The following is a 20,433-nucleotide window of genomic DNA, read 5'->3' as shown; positions in this document are numbered from 1 at the left end:
GCGCGACCGCATTGAAGGAATTCCATGTCCGTCTTCCCACCGCCGCCAACCGCAACGTCCGCGTCTCGCCTGCACGAACGCTATCGCGATACCGCACTGACTGCGCCCGACGCGTGGAACGCGACGCTCGACACCTTGCTCGCCCACCGCTCGGTCAGGGCCTATTTGCCCGACGCCTTGCCGGCCGGGACGCTCGAACTGCTGGTGGCGGCAGCGCAGTCGGCAGCCTCGTCCTCCAACCTTCAGCCGTGGAGCGTGGTGGCGGTCGAAGACCCCGAACGCAAGGCCCGGCTGGCCGCGCTGGCAGGCCACCAGAAGCATGTCGTGCGGGCGCCGGTGTTCCTGCTGTGGCTGGTCGACCTGCATCGGCTGGAGGAGATCGGACGCGCCCGTTCGGTTCCGTCCGAAGCGCTGGACTACCTCGAACTGTTCCTGCTCGGCGCCATCGACACCGCGCTGGCCGCGCAGAACGCGGTCGTCGCACTCGAATCGCTCGGCCTGGGTGCTGTCTACACCGGCGGCATCCGCAACAAGCCGGCAGAGGTCGCGGCCGAGCTCGGCCTGCCGCCGCACGTCTTTGCACTGTTCGGCCTCGCCATCGGACGCCCCGACCCGGCAGCACCTGCGTCGGTGAAGCCGCGCCTGCCGCAGGAAACTGTTCTGTTTCGCGAACAGTATGGTGCACCGCCGTTCGAAGCACTGGCGGCATACAACCAGCGTCTGCGCGCATTCCAGCGTGAACAGGGGCTGCCGGAACAAGACTGGACCGAGCAGGTGGCTCATCGCGTGCGAGGGCCCGAGGCGCTGGCCGGGCGCGACGTGTTGCATGGCGTGTTGAAAGGGCTGGGGTTCGGGCTCAAGTAGCCGATGTGTCATGTCGATATGCGAATTGCTTCGTTTCCTCTTTTCTCGCCTTGGATAGGCTCCTTTCCGGGAGCAAGGGGACATACCGTCGCCCCGCCATATCCAACACTGGGAGACCTGAACATGCGCCATCGTCTTTTCGCAGCCATCATTGCCACCAGCTTCGCGCTGGCCGGCCTGGCCCACGCCGACCAACTGGCGGACATCAAGAAGAAGGGCCAGATCGTCATCGGCGTGCTCGGCACCGACGAACCCAACAGCTTCGTCGACCCGAAGACACGTGAGCTGATCGGCTACGACGTCGACCTGGGCAATGCGGTCGCGAAGAAGATCGGCGTCAAGCCCGTGTTCAAGCAGATCGCCGTCGCGGCGCGCATCCCCGAACTGCAGCAGGGCCATGTGGACCTGCTGGCGGCATCGCTCACCCACAACAAGGAACGCGAGGCGCAGATCGACTTTTCGCTGACCACCTTCATCACCGGCCAGAAGGTGCTGGTCAAGAAGACCAGCGGCATCGCCGACGTGCCGCAGCTGAGCGGCAAGCGCGTGCTGACGGTCAAGGGCGGCACGCAGGAGCCGAACATCCGCAAGGCGGTGCCGGGCGTGGAGGTCGTGACCTTCGAGACCACGCAGCAAGCCTTCCTGGCGCTGCAGCAGGGCAAGGGCATCGCCTACGTGAACGACGAGAGCTCGCTGATCGACGATCTGGGCAAGCTGGGCGAACGCGGCAAGGACTACGCGATCCTGCCGACCAATCTGAGTGTCGAGCCGCTGGCACTGGGCATCAAGAAGGGTGAGACGGGCATCAAGACCGTCGTCGACGAGACGCTTCGCGAGCTCGAGGCATCCGGCCAGGCCGAGAAGATCTTCTTCAAATGGTACGGCCCGACGACCAAGACCAAGTTCGACAAGCGTCCGTTCAAGTTCGAGTCCGACAAGATCGACGGCTGAGCCTGCTGCGTCGCCGAGCGCCGAGCCCCATCACCTCGCGTGCTGGGGCTTTGCTTCGCATCGTTGCTTTGCATGCCCTTGTTCGACTATTCCATGCTGCTGCGCGGCGCCTACCACGACATGCTCGTGGCCGGCCTGCTGCTGTCGCTGCAACTCGCGGCGGCAACGCTCGTCTTCGCGCTGCCGCTGGCGCTGCTCGTGGCCCTGCTTCGGCTGGCGCCCGTCGCGGCGCTGCGGTGGATCGGCTTCGGCTTCGTCGAGTCGATCCGCAACATCCCGCTGCTGGCGCACATGCTGTTCTGGTACTTCGGTGCACCGGAGCTCTTGCCCGATGCCGTCAAGGCCTGGCTCTACGCCGGCAACATCGAGGCCGTCAGCGCCGTGATCGCGCTCACGCTCTACACCGCGGCGTTCATGGCGGAAGACATCCGCAGCGGCATCCGTGCGATCCCGCCGGTGCAGTTCGAGGCCGGGCGCGCGCTCGGCTTCGGCTTTCTGGCCACGATGCGCCGTGTCATCCTGCCCCAGGCGCTGCGCATCACCGTGCCGCCGTTGATCTCGCAGACGCTCAACCTCTGGAAAAACACCAGCATCGCGACCGTGATCGGCGCGGCCGAGCTGATGTACCAGGCCGGCAAGGTCGAGAGCGCCTCCTTCCGCAGCTTCGAGGCCTTCGGCTTCGCCACTGCGGCCTACCTCACGGTCTCGCTCGTCATCACCGGCCTCGCGGCCTGGTACCAGCAACGCTATCCCGTCCGGCCCGCTTGAGGACGATGCGATGCTGGAACTGATCGATACCTACTGGCTGTACTTCCTCGTCGGCCAATACCCGAACGGGCCGCTGGGCGGACTGGCGCTGACCGTGGTGCTGGCGTCGCTCGGCCTGCTGCTCGGGCTTCCGCTGGGGGTCCTGCTGGGCATCGGCCGCGTGAGCCCCTTCGCCTGGGTCCGCGGCCCCGTCACCGCGCTGGTGTTCGTGGTGCGCGGCACGCCGCTGCTGATGACGATCTTCTGGGCCTACTTCTTCCTGCCGAGCGTGACCGGCGTCAAGACCGACCAGTTCACGACCATGCTGATCGCACTGGTGATCTTCGACGCCGTGTATCTGGCGGAGATCTTCCGCGCCGGCATTCAGGGCGTGCCGCGCGGCCAGGTCGAATGCGCGCGCTCGCTCGGCCTGGGCTATTGGCGCAGCCTGCGGTCGGTGGTGCTGCCGCAGGCGGTGCGCTCGATGCTGCCGTCGCTGGTGAACCAGTTCGTCTCGACCATCAAGGAGACCTCGCTGGGCTACATCATCGGCCTGACCGAGGTGTCGTTCATCGCCTCGCAAATCAATTCGCAGGTGTTCACCAAGCCGGCCGAGGTGTACTTCTTCCTCGGCCTGAGCTACTTCGTCCTCTGCTTCGGACTGTCGCGCGTCGCGTGGTGGCTGGAGCGGCGGCATGTCCGCGGCCGGGCCCGGCGCCCGGTGCCGCCCCGTGCCGCATTAAGCACACCTGAAAGTCATTCCCCATGATCCAGTTCGACAAGGTCAACAAGTGGTACGGGGCCTACCACGCGCTGGTCGACATCACCGAGACCGTGCAGCGCGGCGAGGTGGTCGTGGTCTGCGGCCCCTCGGGCTCGGGCAAGTCGACCCTCATCCGCACCATCAACCGGCTCGAGCCGATCGAGTCCGGCACCATCCGGGTCGACGGTCAGGACATCCACGCGCGCGAGACCCGGCTCAACGAGTTCCGCTCGCACATCGGCTTCGTGTTCCAGCAGTTCAATCTGTTTCCGCACCTGAACGTGCTGCAGAACTGCACGCTGGCGCCGGTGCAGCTGCGCGGGCTCACGCAGCGCGAGGCCGACGAGCGCGCGATGGCGCTGCTCGACCGCGTCGGCCTTGCCCACAAAGCCGCGGCCTACCCGGCCGACCTGTCGGGCGGGCAGCAGCAGCGCGTGGCGATCGCACGCGCACTCGCGATGAAGCCGCCGCTGATGCTGTTCGATGAACCGACCAGCGCGCTCGACCCGGAGATGGTCGGCGAGGTGCTGCTGGTGATGCGCGACCTGGCGCGCGACGGCATGACGATGGTCTGCGTCACGCACGAGATGGGCTTCGCGCGCGACGTGGCGGACCGCGTGCTGTTCATGGACGAGGGGCGCGTGCTCGAACGCGCCACGCCGCAGGACTTCTTCAACCGGCCGCAGCATCCGCGGGCACAGCAGTTCCTGGCGGACATCCGCACGCCGTTCGCCGAGGCGGCGTGATGCGCGACAGGGCACGGCGGGACACGACGACGAGCGCATAAGCAAGCTCGAATTTCGGCTTTGCCGCGGCGCGGGCACGGCGCTAACGTTGCTGGCTTTGCCCATCGTCCTGCAGGAGCCGACCCATGAAACGCCGTTCAGTCCTTCACGGTGCCGTTGCTGGCGCCACGACCCTTGCCCTGCCCGCGCTCGTACGCGCTGCCGATGCACCGAAGGAAGTCCGCCTCGACTACGCCTACTACTCGCCCACCAGCCTGGTGCTGCGCCGCTTCGGCTGGCTGGAGCAGGACTTCAGGAAGGACGGCATCGACGTCAAGTGGGTCTTGAGCGCCGGCAGCAACCGCGCGCTCGAGTACCTCAACGGCAACAGCATCGACATCGGCTCCAGCGCCGGCCTGGCCGCCGTGCTGGCCCGCGCGAACGGCAATCCCATCCGCACGCCCTACATCTTCTCCCGCCCCGAATGGACCGCACTCGTCGTGCGCAAGGATTCGCCGATCCGCACGCTGGCCGACCTCAAGGGCAAGAAGATCGCGGCGACCAAGGGCACCGACCCGTATCTCTTCCTGCTGCGCGCCCTGCAGACCGTGAAGCTGCGCCGCAGCGACATCGAGCATGTGGGCCTACAGCATGCGGACGGGCGCGTGGCACTCGAACAGGGGCGCGTCGATGCCTGGGCCGGGCTCGACCCGTTGATGGCCGCCAGCGAACTGGACGCCGGCTCCCGCCTGATCTACCGCAACGTGGCCTTCAACACCTACGGATTCCTGAATGTGCGCGAGGACTTCCAGGCGCGCCACCCGGAAGCGTTGCACCGCGTGATCGCCGCCTACGAGCGCGCCCGCAAGTGGACCCTCGCCAACACGGCAGAGGCCGCACGCATCCTGTCGGAAGAAGCCAAGGTGAGCCTGGAGGTGGCGCTGCTCCAGCTCAAGCTGCGCACCGACCTGAGCGCACCGCAACCCTCCAGCGAGCATGTGAAGGCGCTGCAGGCGGCATCGCCGATCCTGCTCGAGGAACAGCTGGTGCGACCGGGCACGAACCTGAACAAGGTGATCGCCGATCTGGTCGACACCCAGTTCGCGCGCACGCAGCTCGCCGGCGTGGCGGCCTGACGCGCGCATGAGCTCACGGCCACCGCTCAACGCGCTGGAGCCCGGGTCGGCGCTTGCGACCTCGAACACCGACACGCGCAAGCACATCGCTGCACCGCCACCGCAGCAGCAGCGACACACGCCCTCCCCGCGCCCGTCGCGCTGGCTCGGCGTGGTACTGCCGGTGCTTGTGCTGCTCGGCCTGGAGCTTGCCGTGCAGGCCGGCTGGGTGCCGGCGCACCTGCTGCCACCGCCCAGCGACATCGCGCGCACGCTGTACGAACTGGCGCAGCAAGGTCTCGCAACGCACGTGCTGGTCAGCACCGCGCGCGTCGCCGTCGGCTTCGCGGCCGGCGCGGCGCTTGCGGTCGCCCTGGGCGTGTGGGTCGGCCTGAGCCGGCGCGCCGAGGCGCTGCTGGATCCGAGCTTCCAGGCGCTGCGCGCCGTCCCGTCGCTCGCATGGGTGCCGCTGCTGCTGCTGTGGCTCGGCATCGACGAAGGCGCCAAACTGGCGCTCATCGCGATCGGCGCCTTCTTCCCCGTGTACATGGGGGTCGCATCGGGCCTGCGCGACGTCGACCGGAAGCTGGTCGAGGTGGCGGAGATGGCCGGCCTCGGCCCGTTGGCGATGGCCCGCCGGGTCCTGCTGCCCGCCGCGCTGCCGGCGGTGTGGACCGGGCTGCGCAACGGCCTGTCGCTGGCCTGGATGTTCATGGTCGCGGCCGAGCTCATCGCGGCGACACGGGGCCTGGGTTACCTCCTCACCGACGGCCGCGAAACCGGCCGCGCCGATATCGTGCTGGGCGCCATCGTGCTGCTCGCCGTGATGGGCAAGCTCACCGACAGCGGCATGCAGTGGCTCGAGAACTGCTGGCTGTCGTGGCGCGACACGGTGGCCACACGGCGTTGAACGTTATCTCTCTGCACAGCACCATGACCACCCCTTCTCCCCTGCTCGACATCCACGTGCGGCACAAGTCCTTCGCCGGCCAGGAGGTGCTGCACGACATCCGCCTGCAGCTGCACGGAGGCGAGTGCGTCACGCTGGTCGGCGCCAGCGGCTGCGGCAAGAGCACGCTGCTGCGCATCGCCTCCGGCTTGGACCGGGACTATGCGGGCAAGGTGCGCCTCGACGGGCAGCCGCTCTCGGGACCGACACGCGACATCCGCTTCGTATTCCAGGAGCCTCGCCTGTTCCCGTGGCTGACGGTCGCCGGCAACGTCGGCTTCGACGCGGGCGGTGTGGTCGACGCCTCGCGCGTCGCCGCACTGCTCGACGAGGTCGGCCTGCCGGGGCTGGGCGGCCGCCTGCCCAAGGAACTGTCCGGCGGGCAGGCGCAGCGGGTCGCCATCGCCCGCGGCCTGTTCGTTCAGCCGCGCGTGCTGTTGCTCGACGAGCCCTTCTCCGCCGTCGACGCCTTCACCCGCCTCAAGCTGCAGGAGCTGCTGCTGCGCGTGGCACGCGCCCACCGCGTCGCGGTGCTGATGGTGACGCACGACATCGACGAGGCGGTCTACCTGGGTGATCGAGTGGTGGTGTTCGAAGCCAACCCCGGCCGCATCTTTCCGCCGATCGCCGTGCCGCTCGCCCAGCCACGCGATCGCGATGGCGCGGCGGTGGGCGAGGTCATCGCGTCGGTGCGACACGCCCTCGAACAGGCCCACGCACTCTAGGCAACGGTCGCTGGCACGGGCCGGAACTGCGACGCTGCGTGCCGCGCCGGCAGGCGATCCGATTCGCGGAACAGCTTCTTGCGCAGGGTGCCGGGTGCGTACGTGGTCTTGTAGACACCCCGCTCCTGCAGCTCAGGCACGATCAGGTCGACGAAGTCCTCGTAGCTCTCGGGCGCCACGGTGCGACTCAGGTTGAAGCCGTCCACACCGGTTTCGTCGATCCACGATTGGAGTTCGTCGGCCACCCGGGCCGGGTCGCCCACGATGGCCGGGTAGCGGCCGCCCAGTTCGAAGATCTCCAGCAGCTGTCGCCGCGTCCAGCCGTGCTGCTCGGCAGTGCGGGCCGCCGATTCGATGGCGTTGGTCGGGCCGTAGCGGATCGGCTCGTCGAGGTCGTACTGCGAATAGTCAACGCCGGTGCTGGCGGAAAAATGCGCCAGGCCTGCCTCGCGGCTGGCGTAGCGCTTGTAGTCCTCGTGCTTCTCCCGCGCCTGCTTCTCGGTGGCACCCGTGACCACGGCAGCGCCCACGAACACCTTCACGTCGTCGGCGCGCCGGCCCGAACGCACCAGCTGCTCGCGCAGCGAATCGACGCTCTTGCGTGCGGCCGCCTTGTTGGGCGGAGAGATGAACACGCATTCCGCATGCCGTCCGGCGAACTGCTGGCCGCGGCCCGAGCTGCCCGCTTGGAACAGCACCGGTGTGCGCTGCGGCGAGGGCTCCGCCAGGTGGTAGCCATCGACCTGGTAGTAGCGGCCCTGGTGCTGGACCTTGTGGACCTTGGCCGGGTCGGTGAACACGCGCGCGGCCTTGTCACGGCGCACCGCACCCTCCTCCCAGCTGCCTTCCCACAGCTTGTAGAGCACCTCCAAGAACTCGTCGGCGCGGTCGTAGCGCTCGTCGTGCGGCAGTTGTTCCGAGAGCCCCATGGCGCGCGCGGCGCTGTCGAGGTAACCCGTCACGATGTTCCAGCCGATGCGCCCGCGCGTGAGGTGGTCCAGCGTCGAGAAGCGACGCGCCAGAAGGTAGGGCAATTCGTAGCTGAGATTGACCGTCACGCCGAAGCCCAGGTTCTGCGTCACGGCCGCCATGGCCGAGATGAGCATCATGGGGTCGTTGACCGGCAACTGGATCGATTCGCGCAGCGTCACATCGACGTTCTTCTGGTAGACGTCGTACACGCCCACGATGTCGGCGATGAAGAGCCCGTCGAACAGGCCCCGCTCGAGCGTGCGCGCGATGCCGGTCCAGTGCTCGATCGTGTTGTAGGCCGTGGACTCGTCGCGCGGATGCGTCCACAGGCCATGGTTGATGTGGCCGACGCAATTCATGTTGAATGCGTTGAGCAGGATCTGCTTCTTCGAAGTCATGGGTGTCCGCTCGCGAATTCAGAAGGCCGGGACCACACCGCCGCCGAAGGTCTTGACGATGAAGTCGCGCACCTCGTCGGTCTGGTAGGCCTTGACCAGTTGCTGCACCCAGGGCTGGGACTGGTCCTGCTCGCGCACGGCAATGAGGCAGGCGTAAGGGCCGTCCTTGTCTTCCACGAGGATGCCGTCGCGCACCGGGTTGAGGCCCGCCTTGAGGGCGTAGTCGGCGTTCACGGCCGATGCGTCGGTGTCGTCCAGCGTGCGCGGCAGTTGCGCCGCCTCGATCTCCGCGAAGCGGAGTTTTTTCGGGTTGTCGATCACGTCCCGCGGCGTGGCGTTGATGCCTTCGATCGGATCGATGCCGGTGCGCAGCTTGATGACGCCGGCTTTCTGAAGCAGCAGCAGCGTGCGGCTCTCATTGGCGGGGTCGTTCGGGATGGCGATGCGCGCACCCTCGGGCAAGGCATCGATGGTCTTGAACTTCTTCGAGTAAATGGCGATCGGCCCGATCCAGGTGCCGCCGAAGCCGACGATCTTGTACCCGCGCGAGCGCACCTGCGCGGACAGGAAGGGGCGATGCTGGAAGCTGTTCGCATCGAGGTCACCGGCATCGAGCGCGGCGTTGGGCCTGCTGTAGTCGGTGAAGGGAACGATCTGGACCTTCAGGCCGTAGTCGCGCTCGGCCACGCGCTTGACGACCTCGAAGACCTGCTCGTGCGGGCCGGTGGTGACGCCGACCTTGAGGAGCTTGGTGGTGCCCGGCGGCTCTTTCAGAGCCGCCACGGCGGGCAGGCCGACGAGTGCCGTCAACGAGCCGGCGGTAGCGAGTTGCAACGCGCGTCGGCGTGAAACGGCCGATTGGCCGCGGGTGCTGGATGAAGTCAATCGAAGCTCCGGGATGAAGGGGGTGAAGGCAACACGCCGGGCTCAATGCGCCAGCGACGGGGTGAACGAGGTATCGATCACCTTGCGGGTGTCGAACGCAACGGGCAGGACCTCCACCTTGTGCAGGAAGTCGGCCGTGCCCTGCAGGTCCCGGGCGGCCTGTGCATCGACCGGTCCCACCGTGAGCTTGGCCTGCCGCAGCCAGTGGCGCGACACCGCGCGGTCGAGGTTGGCGCGCTGCGCCCAGGCGTCGGCGTAGGCGTCCGTGTTCGCGTCGACCCAGGCGCGGGCCTTCTTCAGGCGCACCAGGAAGTCGGCGATGGCTGCGCGCTTGCTGTCGACCGAGGGTCCGTAGGCCGCGATGGTGCTCAGGGCGGGAATGACGCCCTCGGCCGTGAACAGCGGCCGCGCGCCCGACTGCACGATCTGCTGCGAGATGTAGGGCTCCCAGACCGGAAAGGCGTCGATGCTGCCGCCCGGCAGCGCACTCGCGGCGTCCAGCGGCATCAGCTTGACGAACTGCACGTGGTCGGCCGGCAGGCCGGCCTTGTCGAGCGCGCCGAGGGTCAATTGCTGGCTCCAGGCGCCGGGCCAGTAGGCAACCTTCTTGCCCTTGAGATCGGCAATGGTCTTGGCGGTGGAATCCTTCGGGACCAGCAACGCCACGGTCTGCGGGTTCTGGCGCGTCACGCCGATCAGCCGGGCCGTCGTACTTTTCGAGGCCAGGAAGAGAAAGCCCGAATCGCCGAGAAAACCGATGTCGATGGCCCCTGCGTTGAGCGCTTCCGACAGCGGTGCCGCAGCCTGGAAGCCCGACCACTCCACCTTGTACGGCGCGCCTTCCAGCGCCTTCGACAGTTCGAAGGAGGCGCGGATGTTGTAGTAGTTCTGGTCGCCGACTTTCAGCACGACAGGATCGGCGGCCTGCGCCGCACCGGTCAGCAGCAGACCGGTGAGCAGCAACATGAGACGGCGGCGAAGAGGCAAGAGACGCATGGGATGGTTTCCAGGTGATGACAAGAGATGCGGAGATTCACAACGCGCCGTGCCGGGGCGGCAGGCGGTCGTTGAGGTAGTAGTTGCCCACGGCGTGGTACTTCCAGCGCACCGGGTCGTGCAGCGTGTGGGTGCGCGCGTTGCGCCAGAAGCGGTCCAGGCCCAGGCCGTCGAGCGTGGCGCCGGTGCCGGCGAGTTCGAACAGCCGCGTGCCGGCATCCAGCGACGCGGTGGTGGTGAGGGCGCGCGCTTCGGCCACGGCGATGGAGGCCGCAGCGACGCTGCGCTCGGTGGGATCCTGCTGCGCGGCATCGACGATGCGGCCGGCACGTCGCACCAGCGCCTCGGCCGCGCGCAGGCGCACGGCGATGTCGCCGACCTGCTGTATCAGCAGCGGATCGTCGCTGGCACGTTCGACCTGGGCGTCGATCCAGGGGCGCGAGCGTTCGCGCACGAAGGGCAAGGTCGCCTGCATCGCACCGCGGCCGATGCCCAGATCGATCGCCGCATGCAGGATCTGCGCGAACGGGCCGATGGTCGTCGGCCGCTCGAAGGACGCGAGGAAGGGCACCACCCAGTCGGCCTTGACGTGGACGTTGTCGAAGGTCACCGAGCCGCTGCCGGTCACCCGCTGGCCGAAGCCGTCCCAGTCGTCGGTGATCTGCACGCCCTCGGCGTCGCGCGGCACGAAGGCGAGGTAGGTGACCTCGCGCCCGCTCTCGAGGGCGACCACCAGCGTGGGAATCCAGTGCGCATACAGCGCGCCGGTGCAATAGAACTTGCGGCCGTCGACACGGAAGTCGTCGCCCTCGGGCACGAGCCGCGTGCGGCGCTTGAAATCCTTGTGACCGATCTCGGCCAGCGCATTGCCGAAGCGCTCGCCGGACAGCACGCGGCCGTAGAAGAAGCGCTGCTGCGCCTCGGTGCCGCCCACGCGCAGGACCTCGAGCGCATAGAAATGGTTCTGCGGAATCTGGCCGAGCGACCCGTCTGCCCCCGAGATGATGGCGACCACCTCGGCCAGCGTGCCGTTCGACACGCCAGCGCCACCGAAGGCGCGCGGCACGGTGATGGCCCACAGGCCGCTGGCGACGAAGGCGTCGAGCTCGGCCGAGGGCAGGAGCCGGTCGCGGTCGCGCGCCGCGGCGCCCGGTGCGAATTCGCGGGCTAGCACACGTGCCACCTCGATGGCATGCGCGTCGTCGCGGATGGTTGCGGGTCGAACCGAGGGGGCGAGAGCCGGTGCTGTTGCCCGGGGTGTCAGCGCAGGCATGCGATTAGTTCCATGAGTGGCGCGGCGGCAGAACACCGTTGAGCAGGTGGTTGCCGATCAGATGCGTCTTCCAGCGCACCGGGTCGTGCAGCGTGTGGGTGCGTGCGTTGCGCCAGTGGCGGTCCAGGTTGTGCTGCGCACGGGTGGCCGACGAGCCGACCAGCTCAAACAGCTTCTCGCTGGCTTCCAGCGCGATGCGGGTGGTCAGCACCTTGGCCTCCGCCACGGCGACCGAGGCGCGGGCGCTGTCCTCGGCCGTGACGACGGGCAACGCGGCGATGGCATCGAAGATGCGGCCGGTCTCCAGCAGCACCTCGTGGGCGGCATGCAGGTCGATCTGCAGTCGGCCGACGTCGGCAATGAGGTACGGGTCGTCGTGGGCATGCGCCAGACCCGAATCGATCCAGGGCCGCGCGCGCTCGCGCACGACACCGATGGCATCGGCCACAGCCGCCTGGGCGATGCCCTGGTCGATGGCCGCCTGCACAATCTGCGAGTTGGGACCGAACAGGCCAGGCCGGTCGCCCAGTTGCCAGATCGGCAGCACGTCGGCTTCGTCGATTGCCACCTGCTCGAACACCACGCTGCCGCTGGCCGTGGTGCGCTGGCCGAACGAGGACCAGTCGTCGATCACCGTGAGCCCCGGCGCATCGCGCGGCACCCAGACCTGCACGGCGCGGCCCTCGTCGTCGAGCGCGCGCGCGGGGATGCGGTGCGCGAACAGTGCGCCGGTGGAATAGAAGCGATGACCGCTCAGGCGCAGGCCATCGGCGGTGCGCTGCAGCCGCGTCGCGCCCTGCAGGATGGTCTTCGACGTGCGTTCCGGTCCGGCGTTGCCGAGACGGCCGCCCGCCAGCACCTCGGCGTAGAAACGGCGCTTCTGCTCGTCGCTCCCGATCTCGCGCAACACGCCCAGCACGCCGAAGTGGTTCTGCGGGATCTGGCCGAGCGCCGGATCGGCCGCGCACAGGATCACGAACACCTCGGCCAGGGTGGCAAAGGACACGTCGGCGCCGCCATGGTTGCGCGGCACGGTGATGCCGCCGAGTCCGCTCTCGGACCAACGGTCGAGTTCGTCCCAAGGCAGCAGGCGTTCTCGGTCGCGTTGCGAGGCACCAGGCGCGAACTCGGCGGCGAGCCGATGCGCCGCTTCCAGGGCCTCGGCGTCGTTCGCGATGCGGTGTACGCGGCTCGGGTCGGGGCGGCTCGGCAACCGGGTGGCGGGCGTGGGTGTCTCAGGAGATGGGGGCATGGAGTACTCGAAGAAGAGTGGTCACAGCACCACCGGCTCAGTGCGCGTCGAACGGCGCAGGCGCGGGTCGAGCGCGGCGTGTAGTGCATCGCTGAGCAGGTTGAGGGCCCAGGCCGCGCGCCTGGATCCTCACATGACGTCCTTAGACGAGCGCCAGCGTCGGCACCGTGAGCGGTCGCTCGGCGCGCTGGCGCAGCACCGGCACCGCACGTTCCACCGCCAGCGCGATGCGGGCGCGCAACGCGTCGTTGCTGACGCGGTAGTTGTCGAACTCCTTGTCGGTCGCATACACGCCGATCGGGAGCGTGTGGGCCTGGAAGAAGCTGAACAGCGGGCGCAGTTGGTGGTCGATCGCCAAGGCATGGCGGTCGCTGCCGCCGGTCGCTGCCAGCAGCACCGGCACGTCGATCAACGACTCGTGGTGCACGAAGTCGAACAGGTGCTTGAACAGGCCGGTGTAGGAGCCGCGGTAGATCGGGCTGGCCACCAGCAGCAGGTCGGCCGTCTCGATGTCGCGCAGGATCGATTCGACCTCTGGCGGCAGTTGCGCGCGTTGCAGCACGTTGCCGAACTTCGGCACGATCTCGCCAAGTTCGATCAGACGTGTCTGCGCAACGGGCCCGGCAGCGGCGAGACCTTCGAGCAGCTGCTCGACCAGTGCAAGGGTGCGGGATGGGCGTTGCAAGCCGCCGGAGACGGCGACGATCTTGAGTTTGTGGGCCATATGGAGCGGAAAGTGAAGGTCGATGGCGCCGCAGGAAGCACGGCGCGCAGGTGAATGAAACGGACGAAGAAACGCTCAGGCCGGTGTGCGGGGCGGCGGAACGATGTCGTTGGCGATGACCTCGCCGAATGGCCCGGTGAGGTTGGCTTGGCCCGGCGGCCGCAGCAGATCGAGCGGCAGCAGCGGAAACACCAGTTCGGCCAGCCGGTACGCTTCTTCCAGATGCGGGTAGCCGGAGAAGATGAAGGTCTCGATGCCCAGCTCGGCGTATTCCCGAATGCGCGCCGCGACCTCGTGCGGATCGCCCACCAGCGCCGTGCCCGCCCCGCCGCGCACCAGGCCGACGCCGGCCCAGAGGTTGGGCGACACCTCGAGCTGGTCGCGCCGCCCGCCATGCAAGGCGGCCATGCGCTGCTGGCCGACGGAGTCGAATCGCGAGAATGCCTTCTGGGCGGCAGCGACTGTTTCGTCGGTGACGTACGAGATCAGTTCGTCCGCCGCGCGCCATGCCGCTTCGGAGGTCTCGCGCACGATCACGTGCAGGCGGATGCCGAAGCGCAGCGTGCGTCCGTGTTTTGCCGCCGCGGCGCGCGCCTTGGCGATTTTTTCGGCCACGGCAGCCGGGGGTTCGCCCCAGGTCAGATAGACGTCCACCTGCTCGCCCGCGAGTTCGATGGCGGCATCGGACGACCCACCGAACCACAGCGGCGGATAGGGCTTCTGGACCGGCGGATAGAGCGTCTTCGCGTTCTCGACCCGAAGGTGCTTGCCACTGAAGTTGACCGTCTCGCCCGCCGCCACGCCGCGCCAGATGCGGAGGAATTCGTCGGTGACCTCGTAGCGCTCCGCGTGCGTGAGGAAGCTGCCGTCGCCATGTTGTTCGTCCGGGTCACCACCGGTCACGACGTTGATCAGCAAGCGGCCGTCGGAGAAGCGGTCCAGCGTCGCGGCCTGGCGCGCTGACACGGTGGGCGAGATGATGCCGGGGCGGATGGCGACCAGAAATTTCAGGCGCTCCGTGAAGGGCGCCAGAGAGGACGCGACGACCCAGGAGTCTTCGCACGAACGCCCCGTCGGGATCAACACACCTTCGTAACCGAGTTCGTCCGCAGCCTGCGCCACCTGTCGCAGGTAGCGGTGGCTCACGCTGCGTGCGCCATGGGCGGTGCCCAGGTACCGGCTGTCGCCATGGGTCGGAAGGAACCAAAAGATCTTCAAGAGGGCCTCGCGCTGTCGGAGTTTGCAAGACACACGACTGTGCCGCCTTGCATGGCCCTTCGCACGCCTCGGCCTAGAAGCATTTCAGCTATGCATATGCGGACTCGGCGGTTGACGTCCATGCCGTGTCGTCACGGTTCAGTGGCGGCGATCGGCCGGCCAGAACACCAGCGCGCGCAGTTCGATGCTGCGGCGCGGCGCCGCGTCGGGCGACTGACCCGGCTGTTCGAACGCGGTATGCGCAGTCAGGCGCGCGGTGCCGTCCTCGCGCGAGTCGTAGATCTTCAGGAGCAGCACCTCGTCGGGCCGCAGCCTTGGGAACCAGTACCAGCGATGGCCGGGGTTGTGCAGAAAGCCATAGGTCTCGCCCACCTTGTCGCGGTAGACCAGATCGCTTGGCACCAGATCGCCGGGCGCGATGGTGCGTGCGTCGCACAGCGCCAGCGGCCATTGCTCGACCGTGGCCAGTGGCCGCCACAGGTTGATGATGGCGAAACGGTTGGTGAGCCGTTCCTCGGCCTCGTCCGGCGGCAGGTGGTCCCGCACGCGCCGCGGCCCGGAGACGAAGGTCTGGTCGTTGTGCACGCGGCGCACCGGCTCACGCAGCGCTGAAGTGGCCCGCGAGCCCAGCGCGCTGTCGCGCAGCGTGTGGTCGAACACCACGACTTTCTTGGCGCCGGTCACGTCGCGCAGCAATTGTTCGGACTCGGCGTAGTACACGGAGCGGATCGCAGCGTCGTCCGAGAAATCCCTGACCACACTGCGGTGCCCGCGATAGGCGAAGCCGCTGCCATCCAGCGAGAACTCGCCCAGGGCGGCGAGCGGGCGGCCGTCGTGGATCGACAAGCGCGTGGGCGCGAGTTCACCCGTCGTCCATGGCACGCCCGGCGGCGGCTCGAAGGTGTAGCTCACAGGCCGGCCCTCTCCCGGTTCACCGGGCCGAAGGTAGTTGAGTTCGGCCTGCACGCTCGGCAAGGTCACGGCACCGGGCCAGCGGTTCAAGACGGCACTCATCGGGATGTCCTCAAAACGGTTCCTTGAAGGGACGCAGATCGATCTCCTGGGTCCACGCGCTGCGGTGCTGCGCATGCAGTTGCCAGTAGGTTTCGGCGATGGCTTCGAGCTGGAGCAGCCCGTCCTCACCGGCCTGCTCGACACGTTGCGGTGCACCGGCGCGCAGACGTTCGCCGTCGATGCCACCGTCGATCACGACGTGGGCCACATGCACGCCCTGCGGCCCGAACTCTCGGGCCAGGCTCTGACTGAGCGACCGCAGCCCAGCCTTGGCCGCCGCGAAGGCCGCGAACGGCGGCTTGCCCCGCAGGGCCGCAGTGGCGCCGGTGAAGAGCAGGCTGCCGCGCCCCTGCGGCGACTGCGCGCTGACGCCGTTGGCCAGCAGCGCCTGCACCGCGTCTCGGGCAAAAAGGAACCCGCCCAGCGTGGTCGTGCGCCAGGCCTGGGTGAACTGCTCGGCCGTGATTTCGAGCGTGGGGGCACGCACCGCACTGGCCGCGTTGAACACTGCCACCGACAGCGGGCCCAGCGCGCGCACGCGCTGGCCGATGCCCTGGACCTGGGCCTCGCTCGCCACGTCGCCAACAAACGCATGCGCGCGGCCGCCGGCTTCGTGGATGGCCGCGCTCACGGCTTCCAGCTGCTGCGGCGTTCGACCCGTCAGGGCCACGGTGTAGCCGCCTTCGGCGAAGCGCCGCGCCAGCGCAGCGCCGAGGCCGGCAGCCGCACCCACGCCGGCGATCCACGCCACCGGTGCGCGGGAGGACAGGGACAAGGACGATTCGCTCATGGAGGAACAGGATGGTTCGATCGGTGGCAGAACGCCGCCTGTCGTAGCCCCATTGTGGGGACGGGGCCTCCGGCTGCCAAAGACGGATTCCGAGTTTCGAGATTCGGTCTGCGTTGGTCCGCACCCCTGCAAGGCGCGCCGCGATATGCCATCCTCACAACCGCGCACCAGCCCGTCATGCCAAACACCGGAAACCCGATGAACGACCGCACCACCCCGCTCGACCCCACCGATGCGTCCACCGAGCGCTCCAGCATTCGCCGAAGGATCCTCGCGACGCTGGCCCTGCTGCCATTGGCAGGAGCCGCGGCTGCCGTCGACCGACCGACCGCGGCGTCCGCCGCGGCCTTGCACGCCGCGGTCGATGGGCCGCAACGCAGCGCGGCCAACCGCGCACGCGACGGTGCACGCCATCCCTTCGAGACGCTGGAGTTCTTCGGCCTGCGCCCCGACTGGCAGGTGATCGAAATCGCGCCCGGCGGCGGCTGGTACACCGAGATCCTCGCGCCCTTCCTGAATCCGCACGGCCGGCTGTACGCAGCGCACTATCCCGCCGACGGTACGAGCGAGCAGCGCCGCGCCCGCGCCGCATTCCGCGCCAAACTCGCAGCCGACCCGGTGACCTACAGGCGCGTGGTGCTCGGCACCTTGCCAGTCACGCACTTCACCGACATTCATCCACCGGGTGGTGCGGACGCCGTGCTCACCTTCCGCAACATCCACAACTGGATCGCCGACGGGCACTTCGACGAGACGCTGCGCGCCTTCTTCGACGTGCTCAAGCCCGGGGGTGTGCTGGGCGTGGAGGAGCACCGCGCGCCGCCCGGCACCTCGCTGGCACGCGTGATCGACAGCGGCTACGTTCCGCAGGACTTCGTCGTCGAACGCGCCCGCGCCGCCGGCTTCGTGTTCCAGGCCGCCAGCGAGGTCAATGCCAACCCGCGCGACACGCACGACCATGCGCAAGGCGTGTGGGCGCTGCCGCCCACGTTGCGAGGTGGCGAGGTTGACCGGGCGAAGTACGTGGCGATCGGCGAGTCGGACCGCATGACACTGCGCTTCGTGAAGCCCCTGTCGGCCGCTGCGCCATCGCGCGCCACGCGTTGAACCGGAAGACCTCATGCGTCTATCGACATTCCTTCAAACCGCTTTCGTGCTGATCTGCAGCACCGTGCACATCGCGTCGGTGCAGGCGCAGACGCCGGTCCCGAACTGGCCGACCCACTCCGTCCACATCACAGTGGCCAACACGCCCGGCAGCGCGCCCGATGTCTTGGCCCGTTATCTCGGGCCGCGCCTGTCCGATGTGTGGAAGCAGCCCGTCGTGATCGACAACCGTGCGGGGGCCGGCGGCATCGTCGCGGCGGAGGCGCTCGCGAAGGCGCCCGCGGACGGCTACAGCATGCTGGTAGGCGCCGATGGCCCGATCACGATCCTGCCCCAGCTGCTGCCTGGCCTGCCCTACGACGCGCGTGCCGACCTGGTGCCTGTCGTGTCGCTCGGAAAGATCGATTTCGTCCTGGTGGCCAACCCACGGACCGGATTCAAGACGCTGCGCGACTTCACCAGTGCCGCGAAGCTCAAGCCGGGACAGTACAACTATGCATCTGCCGGCAACGGCAGCCCGCAGCAGTTCGGCATGGAGTTGCTCAAGCAGCGGGCCGGGATCCATGTCACCCACATCCCGTACCGCGGCGGCCCGCTGGGCATGCAGGACGTGATCGCCGGCCAGGTCGACGTGATGTTCATCGCCATCGGGCCCGCGCTACCGCACATCCGCAGCGGCCGATTGGTCGCGCTGGCGGTCGGCGGTGAGGCGCGGCATCCGCTCCTGCCCGACGTACCCACCGTGGCCGACAGCTACGCGGGCTTCAAATCCGGCACCTGGTTCGGCCTCTTCGCGCCGGCGCGGACGCCACAGGCGGTCGTCGACGCGATCGGCGCGGCGGTGACGCCGATCGTGCGCAGCCCGGCCGTGCGCGCCGATCTCGCCGCGCAGGGCATCGAGAGCACGGGCGACACGCAGCGCGCCTTTTCTCTCCAGGTGGCAGCGGAGTACGAACGCTACGCGCAGATCGTCAAGGTCAGCGGCATCAAGGCGGATTAGGTCAGACGAAGTGGCAGGCGACCCATTGCGAGGCGACCGGCCGCAGCGCGGGCGCCTCCTGCCGGCACCGGTCTGCTGCCTGCGGGCAGCGTGGATGAAAGCGGCAGCCCACGGGCGGCTGCAGCGGATCAGGCAGGTCGCCCGCGAGCACAGTGCGAGCGCGATGCACCGCGCCCGGCTGCGTGCGTGGAATCGCGGACATGAGGGCGCGGGTGTAGGGATGCAGCGGCGCGCGCCACACCGCATCACGCGTTCCCTGCTCGACCACCAGGCCGGCGTACATCACAGCGATGCGGTCGGACATGTGCCGCACCACCGACAGGTCGTGCGAGATGAAGAGATAGGACACGCCGAACTCCTCGCGCAGCCCGAGCAGCAGGTTCAGCACCTGCGCGCGCACCGACACGTCGAGCGCGGACACGGCCTCGTCGCAGACGATCAGCTCCGGACGCAGCATGAGCGCGCGCGCGATGCCGATGCGCTGTCGCTGCCCGCCTGAGAACTCGTGCGGGTAGCGCGTGGCCATCTCGGGCCGCAGGCCGACACGCGCCAGCGCCCAGGCCACGTGCTCGCGCCGCTCGGCCGCGGTGCCGCGCTGCTGCACCACCAGCGGCTCCTCCAGCGCACGGCCGACATTGACGCGCGGATTGAGCGAGGCATACGGGTCCTGGAACACCATCTGCAGGCGGCTGCGCACCGACTGCAAGGCCTTGCCTTCGCGCTTCGTCACGTCCTCACCGTCGAAGTCGATCCGACCCGCGGTCAGCGGCGTCAGGCGCAGCGCGACGCGTGCCACGGTCGATTTGCCGCAGCCGCTCTCACCGACCAGGCCCAGCGTCTCGCCGCGTCCGACCTCGAGGTCGACACCGTCGAGCGCGTGCACCGTGCCGGCTTGGGTCGGGTAGTGCTTGATGGCCTTCTTCAGGCTCAACAGCGGCGTGCTCATGCCACCTCCCGCAGCAGTTCACGCGCTTCAGCCGAAGCGACGGCCGCAAGCGGTAAGAAGCACGCGACACGATGCGCCGCGCCCTGTCCCACCGCATCGAGCACGGGCCGCGCGCCGAGGCAGGTGGCGCGCGCCTGCGGGCAGCGCGGCGCAAAAGCACAGCCGGGCGGCATGTCGAGCAGCGAAGGCACGGTGCCCGCGATCTCGGGCAACCGGCTGCCCGGCACCAGCTCGCCCAGCGCCATCGATGCCAGCAGGCCGGCCGTGTACGGATGCGCCGGCGCATCGAACAGCTGCGCGACAGTGCCCTGCTCCACCACCCGCCCGGCGTACATGACCGCGGCGCGGTCGGCCACTTCGGCCACCACGCCCAGGTCGTGCGTGATCAGCAGCAGGCCCATGCCGCGCTCGGCCTGCAGTTCCTGCAGCAGCTCGAGGATCTGCGCCTGCGTCGTGACGTCCAGCGCGGTGGTCGGCTCGTCGGCGATCAACAGGTCAGGTTCGCAGGCCAGCGCGATCGCGATGACCACGCGTTGCCGCATGCCGCCCGAGAGCTGGTGCGGAAAGTCGTCCGCGCGGCGCCGCGCCATCGGGATGCCGACGCGGTCGAGCAGGTGCACCGCCTGGTCCCAGGCCGCCTTGCGGTCGACCGGCCGGTGCAGGCGGATCGCCTCAGCGATCTGGCTGCCGATGCTCAGCACCGGGTTGAGCGCCGACAGCGGCTCCTGGAAGATCATCGAGATGCGGTTGCCGCGCAGCGCGCGGATGCCGGCCTCGGGCAGCGTGACGAGGTCGGTGCCGTCGAAGACGATGCGACCGCCCGCGATGCGACCTTGCGTGCGCGGAATCAGCCGCAGGATCGAATATGCTGTGACGGACTTGCCGCTGCCGCTTTCACCGACCAGCGCGACCGTCTCGCCGCGGTCGACGCTCAGCGAGACGCCGTCCACCGCCTTCACCACGCCGGCGCGGGTATCGAACCAGGTCTGGAGTTCGTGGATTTCGAGCAGGGCCATGCG

At 68.5% G+C, this 20,433-nt stretch carries 21 protein-coding genes; 10 read left to right on the top strand and 11 right to left on the bottom strand.

Annotated features, from left to right (window positions below; genetic code table 11):
* The first annotated feature begins 24 nt into the window (after positions 1-24).
* The 8 genes from N8A90_RS13085 to N8A90_RS13050 all read left to right on the top strand — a co-directional run bounded on the left by N8A90_RS13085 (position 25) and on the right by N8A90_RS13050 (position 6,839).
* Positions 25-864: an NADPH-dependent oxidoreductase gene (locus N8A90_RS13085; protein WP_262075347.1), complete on the top strand. Its 840-nt coding sequence runs from the start codon at positions 25-27 to the stop codon at positions 862-864.
* A gap of 123 nt (positions 865-987) precedes the next feature.
* A complete protein-coding gene (locus tag N8A90_RS13080; RefSeq protein ID WP_262075346.1) occupies positions 988-1,815 on the top strand; it encodes an ABC transporter substrate-binding protein in 828 nt (275 codons plus the stop codon).
* A 72-nt stretch (positions 1,816-1,887) separates the two neighbouring features.
* Complete coding sequence (locus N8A90_RS13075) at positions 1,888-2,583, top strand: amino acid ABC transporter permease (protein ID WP_262075345.1); 696 nt, start codon at positions 1,888-1,890, stop codon at positions 2,581-2,583.
* A gap of 10 nt (positions 2,584-2,593) precedes the next feature.
* On the top strand, positions 2,594-3,331 hold the full coding sequence (locus N8A90_RS13070; protein ID WP_262075344.1) for an amino acid ABC transporter permease: 738 nt from the start codon (positions 2,594-2,596) through the stop codon (positions 3,329-3,331).
* Entirely contained in the window at positions 3,328-4,071 is a 744-nt protein-coding gene (locus N8A90_RS13065; protein ID WP_262075343.1) for an amino acid ABC transporter ATP-binding protein, read from the top strand. The genes N8A90_RS13070 and N8A90_RS13065 overlap by 4 nt, the downstream gene beginning before the upstream one ends.
* A gap of 125 nt (positions 4,072-4,196) precedes the next feature.
* Positions 4,197-5,186: an aliphatic sulfonate ABC transporter substrate-binding protein gene (locus tag N8A90_RS13060; RefSeq protein WP_262075342.1), complete on the top strand. Its 990-nt coding sequence runs from the start codon at positions 4,197-4,199 to the stop codon at positions 5,184-5,186.
* Between the two features lie 7 nt (positions 5,187-5,193).
* On the top strand, positions 5,194-6,075 hold the full coding sequence (locus N8A90_RS13055; protein WP_262075341.1) for an ABC transporter permease: 882 nt from the start codon (positions 5,194-5,196) through the stop codon (positions 6,073-6,075).
* 23 nt (positions 6,076-6,098) lie between these two features.
* Positions 6,099-6,839, top strand: a complete 741-nt coding sequence (locus N8A90_RS13050) for an ABC transporter ATP-binding protein (protein ID WP_262075340.1) — start codon at positions 6,099-6,101, stop codon at positions 6,837-6,839.
* On the opposite strand, the gene N8A90_RS13045 is transcribed toward N8A90_RS13050, so the two are convergent.
* From N8A90_RS13045 to N8A90_RS13005, 9 genes are all read right to left on the bottom strand, one after another.
* Entirely contained in the window at positions 6,836-8,209 is a 1,374-nt protein-coding gene (locus N8A90_RS13045; RefSeq protein ID WP_262075339.1) for an LLM class flavin-dependent oxidoreductase, read from the bottom strand. The genes N8A90_RS13050 and N8A90_RS13045 overlap by 4 nt on opposite strands.
* A gap of 18 nt (positions 8,210-8,227) precedes the next feature.
* Positions 8,228-9,043: a MetQ/NlpA family ABC transporter substrate-binding protein gene (locus tag N8A90_RS13040; protein WP_410087673.1), complete on the bottom strand. Its 816-nt coding sequence runs from the start codon at positions 9,041-9,043 to the stop codon at positions 8,228-8,230.
* A 93-nt stretch (positions 9,044-9,136) separates the two neighbouring features.
* Positions 9,137-10,090 carry an ABC transporter substrate-binding protein gene (locus N8A90_RS13035; protein ID WP_262075338.1) on the bottom strand — a complete coding sequence of 318 codons (954 nt, stop codon included), beginning with the start codon at positions 10,088-10,090 and terminating at the stop codon, positions 9,137-9,139.
* Positions 10,091-10,127: 37 nt separating this feature from the next.
* Positions 10,128-11,363: an SfnB family sulfur acquisition oxidoreductase gene (locus tag N8A90_RS13030; RefSeq protein ID WP_262075336.1), complete on the bottom strand. Its 1,236-nt coding sequence runs from the start codon at positions 11,361-11,363 to the stop codon at positions 10,128-10,130.
* A 4-nt stretch (positions 11,364-11,367) separates the two neighbouring features.
* On the bottom strand, positions 11,368-12,615 hold the full coding sequence (locus N8A90_RS13025) for an SfnB family sulfur acquisition oxidoreductase (RefSeq protein WP_262075335.1): 1,248 nt from the start codon (positions 12,613-12,615) through the stop codon (positions 11,368-11,370).
* Positions 12,616-12,757: 142 nt separating this feature from the next.
* On the bottom strand, positions 12,758-13,339 hold the full coding sequence (gene msuE, locus N8A90_RS13020) for an FMN reductase (protein WP_262075333.1): 582 nt from the start codon (positions 13,337-13,339) through the stop codon (positions 12,758-12,760).
* 75 nt (positions 13,340-13,414) lie between these two features.
* Entirely contained in the window at positions 13,415-14,557 is a 1,143-nt protein-coding gene (ssuD, locus tag N8A90_RS13015; protein ID WP_262075331.1) for an FMNH2-dependent alkanesulfonate monooxygenase, read from the bottom strand.
* A 138-nt stretch (positions 14,558-14,695) separates the two neighbouring features.
* Entirely contained in the window at positions 14,696-15,571 is an 876-nt protein-coding gene (locus N8A90_RS13010; RefSeq protein ID WP_262075329.1) for a CmcJ/NvfI family oxidoreductase, read from the bottom strand.
* Between the two features lie 10 nt (positions 15,572-15,581).
* Positions 15,582-16,361 (bottom strand): SDR family NAD(P)-dependent oxidoreductase, encoded by a 780-nt coding sequence (locus N8A90_RS13005; protein WP_262075327.1) that lies wholly within the window; start codon positions 16,359-16,361, stop codon positions 15,582-15,584.
* Between the two features lie 198 nt (positions 16,362-16,559).
* Here N8A90_RS13005 and N8A90_RS13000 point away from each other — a divergent pair, with 198 nt between their 5' ends.
* Together N8A90_RS13000 and N8A90_RS12995 are read left to right on the top strand one after the other, a co-directional pair.
* Complete coding sequence (locus N8A90_RS13000) at positions 16,560-17,468, top strand: class I SAM-dependent methyltransferase (protein WP_262075325.1); 909 nt, start codon at positions 16,560-16,562, stop codon at positions 17,466-17,468.
* 13 nt (positions 17,469-17,481) lie between these two features.
* Complete coding sequence (locus tag N8A90_RS12995; protein WP_262075324.1) at positions 17,482-18,468, top strand: Bug family tripartite tricarboxylate transporter substrate binding protein; 987 nt, start codon at positions 17,482-17,484, stop codon at positions 18,466-18,468.
* A gap of 1 nt (position 18,469) precedes the next feature.
* On the opposite strand, the gene N8A90_RS12990 is transcribed toward N8A90_RS12995, so the two are convergent.
* Both N8A90_RS12990 and N8A90_RS12985 read right to left on the bottom strand, forming a co-directional pair.
* Entirely contained in the window at positions 18,470-19,414 is a 945-nt protein-coding gene (locus N8A90_RS12990; protein ID WP_262075323.1) for an ABC transporter ATP-binding protein, read from the bottom strand.
* Entirely contained in the window at positions 19,411-20,430 is a 1,020-nt protein-coding gene (locus N8A90_RS12985) for an ABC transporter ATP-binding protein (RefSeq protein WP_262075322.1), read from the bottom strand. The genes N8A90_RS12990 and N8A90_RS12985 overlap by 4 nt, the downstream gene beginning before the upstream one ends.
* Positions 20,431-20,433: the final 3 nt, after the last annotated feature.

Origin of the sequence: Variovorax sp. N23 (assembly GCF_025486315.1) — a bacterium.
In the GTDB taxonomy this organism is placed as follows: Bacteria; Pseudomonadota; Gammaproteobacteria; order Burkholderiales; family Burkholderiaceae_C; genus Variovorax.
This window is presented reverse-complemented; position numbering and strand designations above follow the sequence as displayed.

Excerpts from the sequence above, each read along its gene's own strand:
- N8A90_RS13010 (WP_262075329.1), bottom strand. The coding sequence starts at position 15,571 with ATGAGTGCCGTCTTGAACCGCTGGCCCGGTGCCGTGACCTTGCCGAGC.
- N8A90_RS13025 (WP_262075335.1), bottom strand. The coding sequence starts at position 12,615 with ATGCCCCCATCTCCTGAGACACCCACGCCCGCCACCCGGTTGCCGAGC.
- N8A90_RS13050 (WP_262075340.1), top strand. The coding sequence starts at position 6,099 with ATGACCACCCCTTCTCCCCTGCTCGACATCCACGTGCGGCACAAGTCC.
- N8A90_RS13045 (WP_262075339.1), bottom strand. The coding sequence starts at position 8,209 with ATGACTTCGAAGAAGCAGATCCTGCTCAACGCATTCAACATGAATTGC.
- N8A90_RS12985 (WP_262075322.1), bottom strand. The coding sequence starts at position 20,430 with ATGGCCCTGCTCGAAATCCACGAACTCCAGACCTGGTTCGATACCCGC.
- N8A90_RS13055 (WP_262075341.1), top strand. The coding sequence starts at position 5,194 with ATGAGCTCACGGCCACCGCTCAACGCGCTGGAGCCCGGGTCGGCGCTT.
- N8A90_RS13030 (WP_262075336.1), bottom strand. The coding sequence starts at position 11,363 with ATGCCTGCGCTGACACCCCGGGCAACAGCACCGGCTCTCGCCCCCTCG.
- N8A90_RS13065 (WP_262075343.1), top strand. The coding sequence starts at position 3,328 with ATGATCCAGTTCGACAAGGTCAACAAGTGGTACGGGGCCTACCACGCG.
- msuE (WP_262075333.1), bottom strand. The coding sequence starts at position 13,339 with ATGGCCCACAAACTCAAGATCGTCGCCGTCTCCGGCGGCTTGCAACGC.
- N8A90_RS13070 (WP_262075344.1), top strand. The coding sequence starts at position 2,594 with ATGCTGGAACTGATCGATACCTACTGGCTGTACTTCCTCGTCGGCCAA.
- N8A90_RS12990 (WP_262075323.1), bottom strand. The coding sequence starts at position 19,414 with ATGAGCACGCCGCTGTTGAGCCTGAAGAAGGCCATCAAGCACTACCCG.
- N8A90_RS12995 (WP_262075324.1), top strand. The coding sequence starts at position 17,482 with ATGCGTCTATCGACATTCCTTCAAACCGCTTTCGTGCTGATCTGCAGC.
- N8A90_RS13075 (WP_262075345.1), top strand. The coding sequence starts at position 1,888 with ATGCCCTTGTTCGACTATTCCATGCTGCTGCGCGGCGCCTACCACGAC.
- N8A90_RS13080 (WP_262075346.1), top strand. The coding sequence starts at position 988 with ATGCGCCATCGTCTTTTCGCAGCCATCATTGCCACCAGCTTCGCGCTG.
- N8A90_RS13000 (WP_262075325.1), top strand. The coding sequence starts at position 16,560 with ATGAACGACCGCACCACCCCGCTCGACCCCACCGATGCGTCCACCGAG.
- N8A90_RS13060 (WP_262075342.1), top strand. The coding sequence starts at position 4,197 with ATGAAACGCCGTTCAGTCCTTCACGGTGCCGTTGCTGGCGCCACGACC.
- N8A90_RS13085 (WP_262075347.1), top strand. The coding sequence starts at position 25 with ATGTCCGTCTTCCCACCGCCGCCAACCGCAACGTCCGCGTCTCGCCTG.
- N8A90_RS13035 (WP_262075338.1), bottom strand. The coding sequence starts at position 10,090 with ATGCGTCTCTTGCCTCTTCGCCGCCGTCTCATGTTGCTGCTCACCGGT.
- N8A90_RS13005 (WP_262075327.1), bottom strand. The coding sequence starts at position 16,361 with ATGAGCGAATCGTCCTTGTCCCTGTCCTCCCGCGCACCGGTGGCGTGG.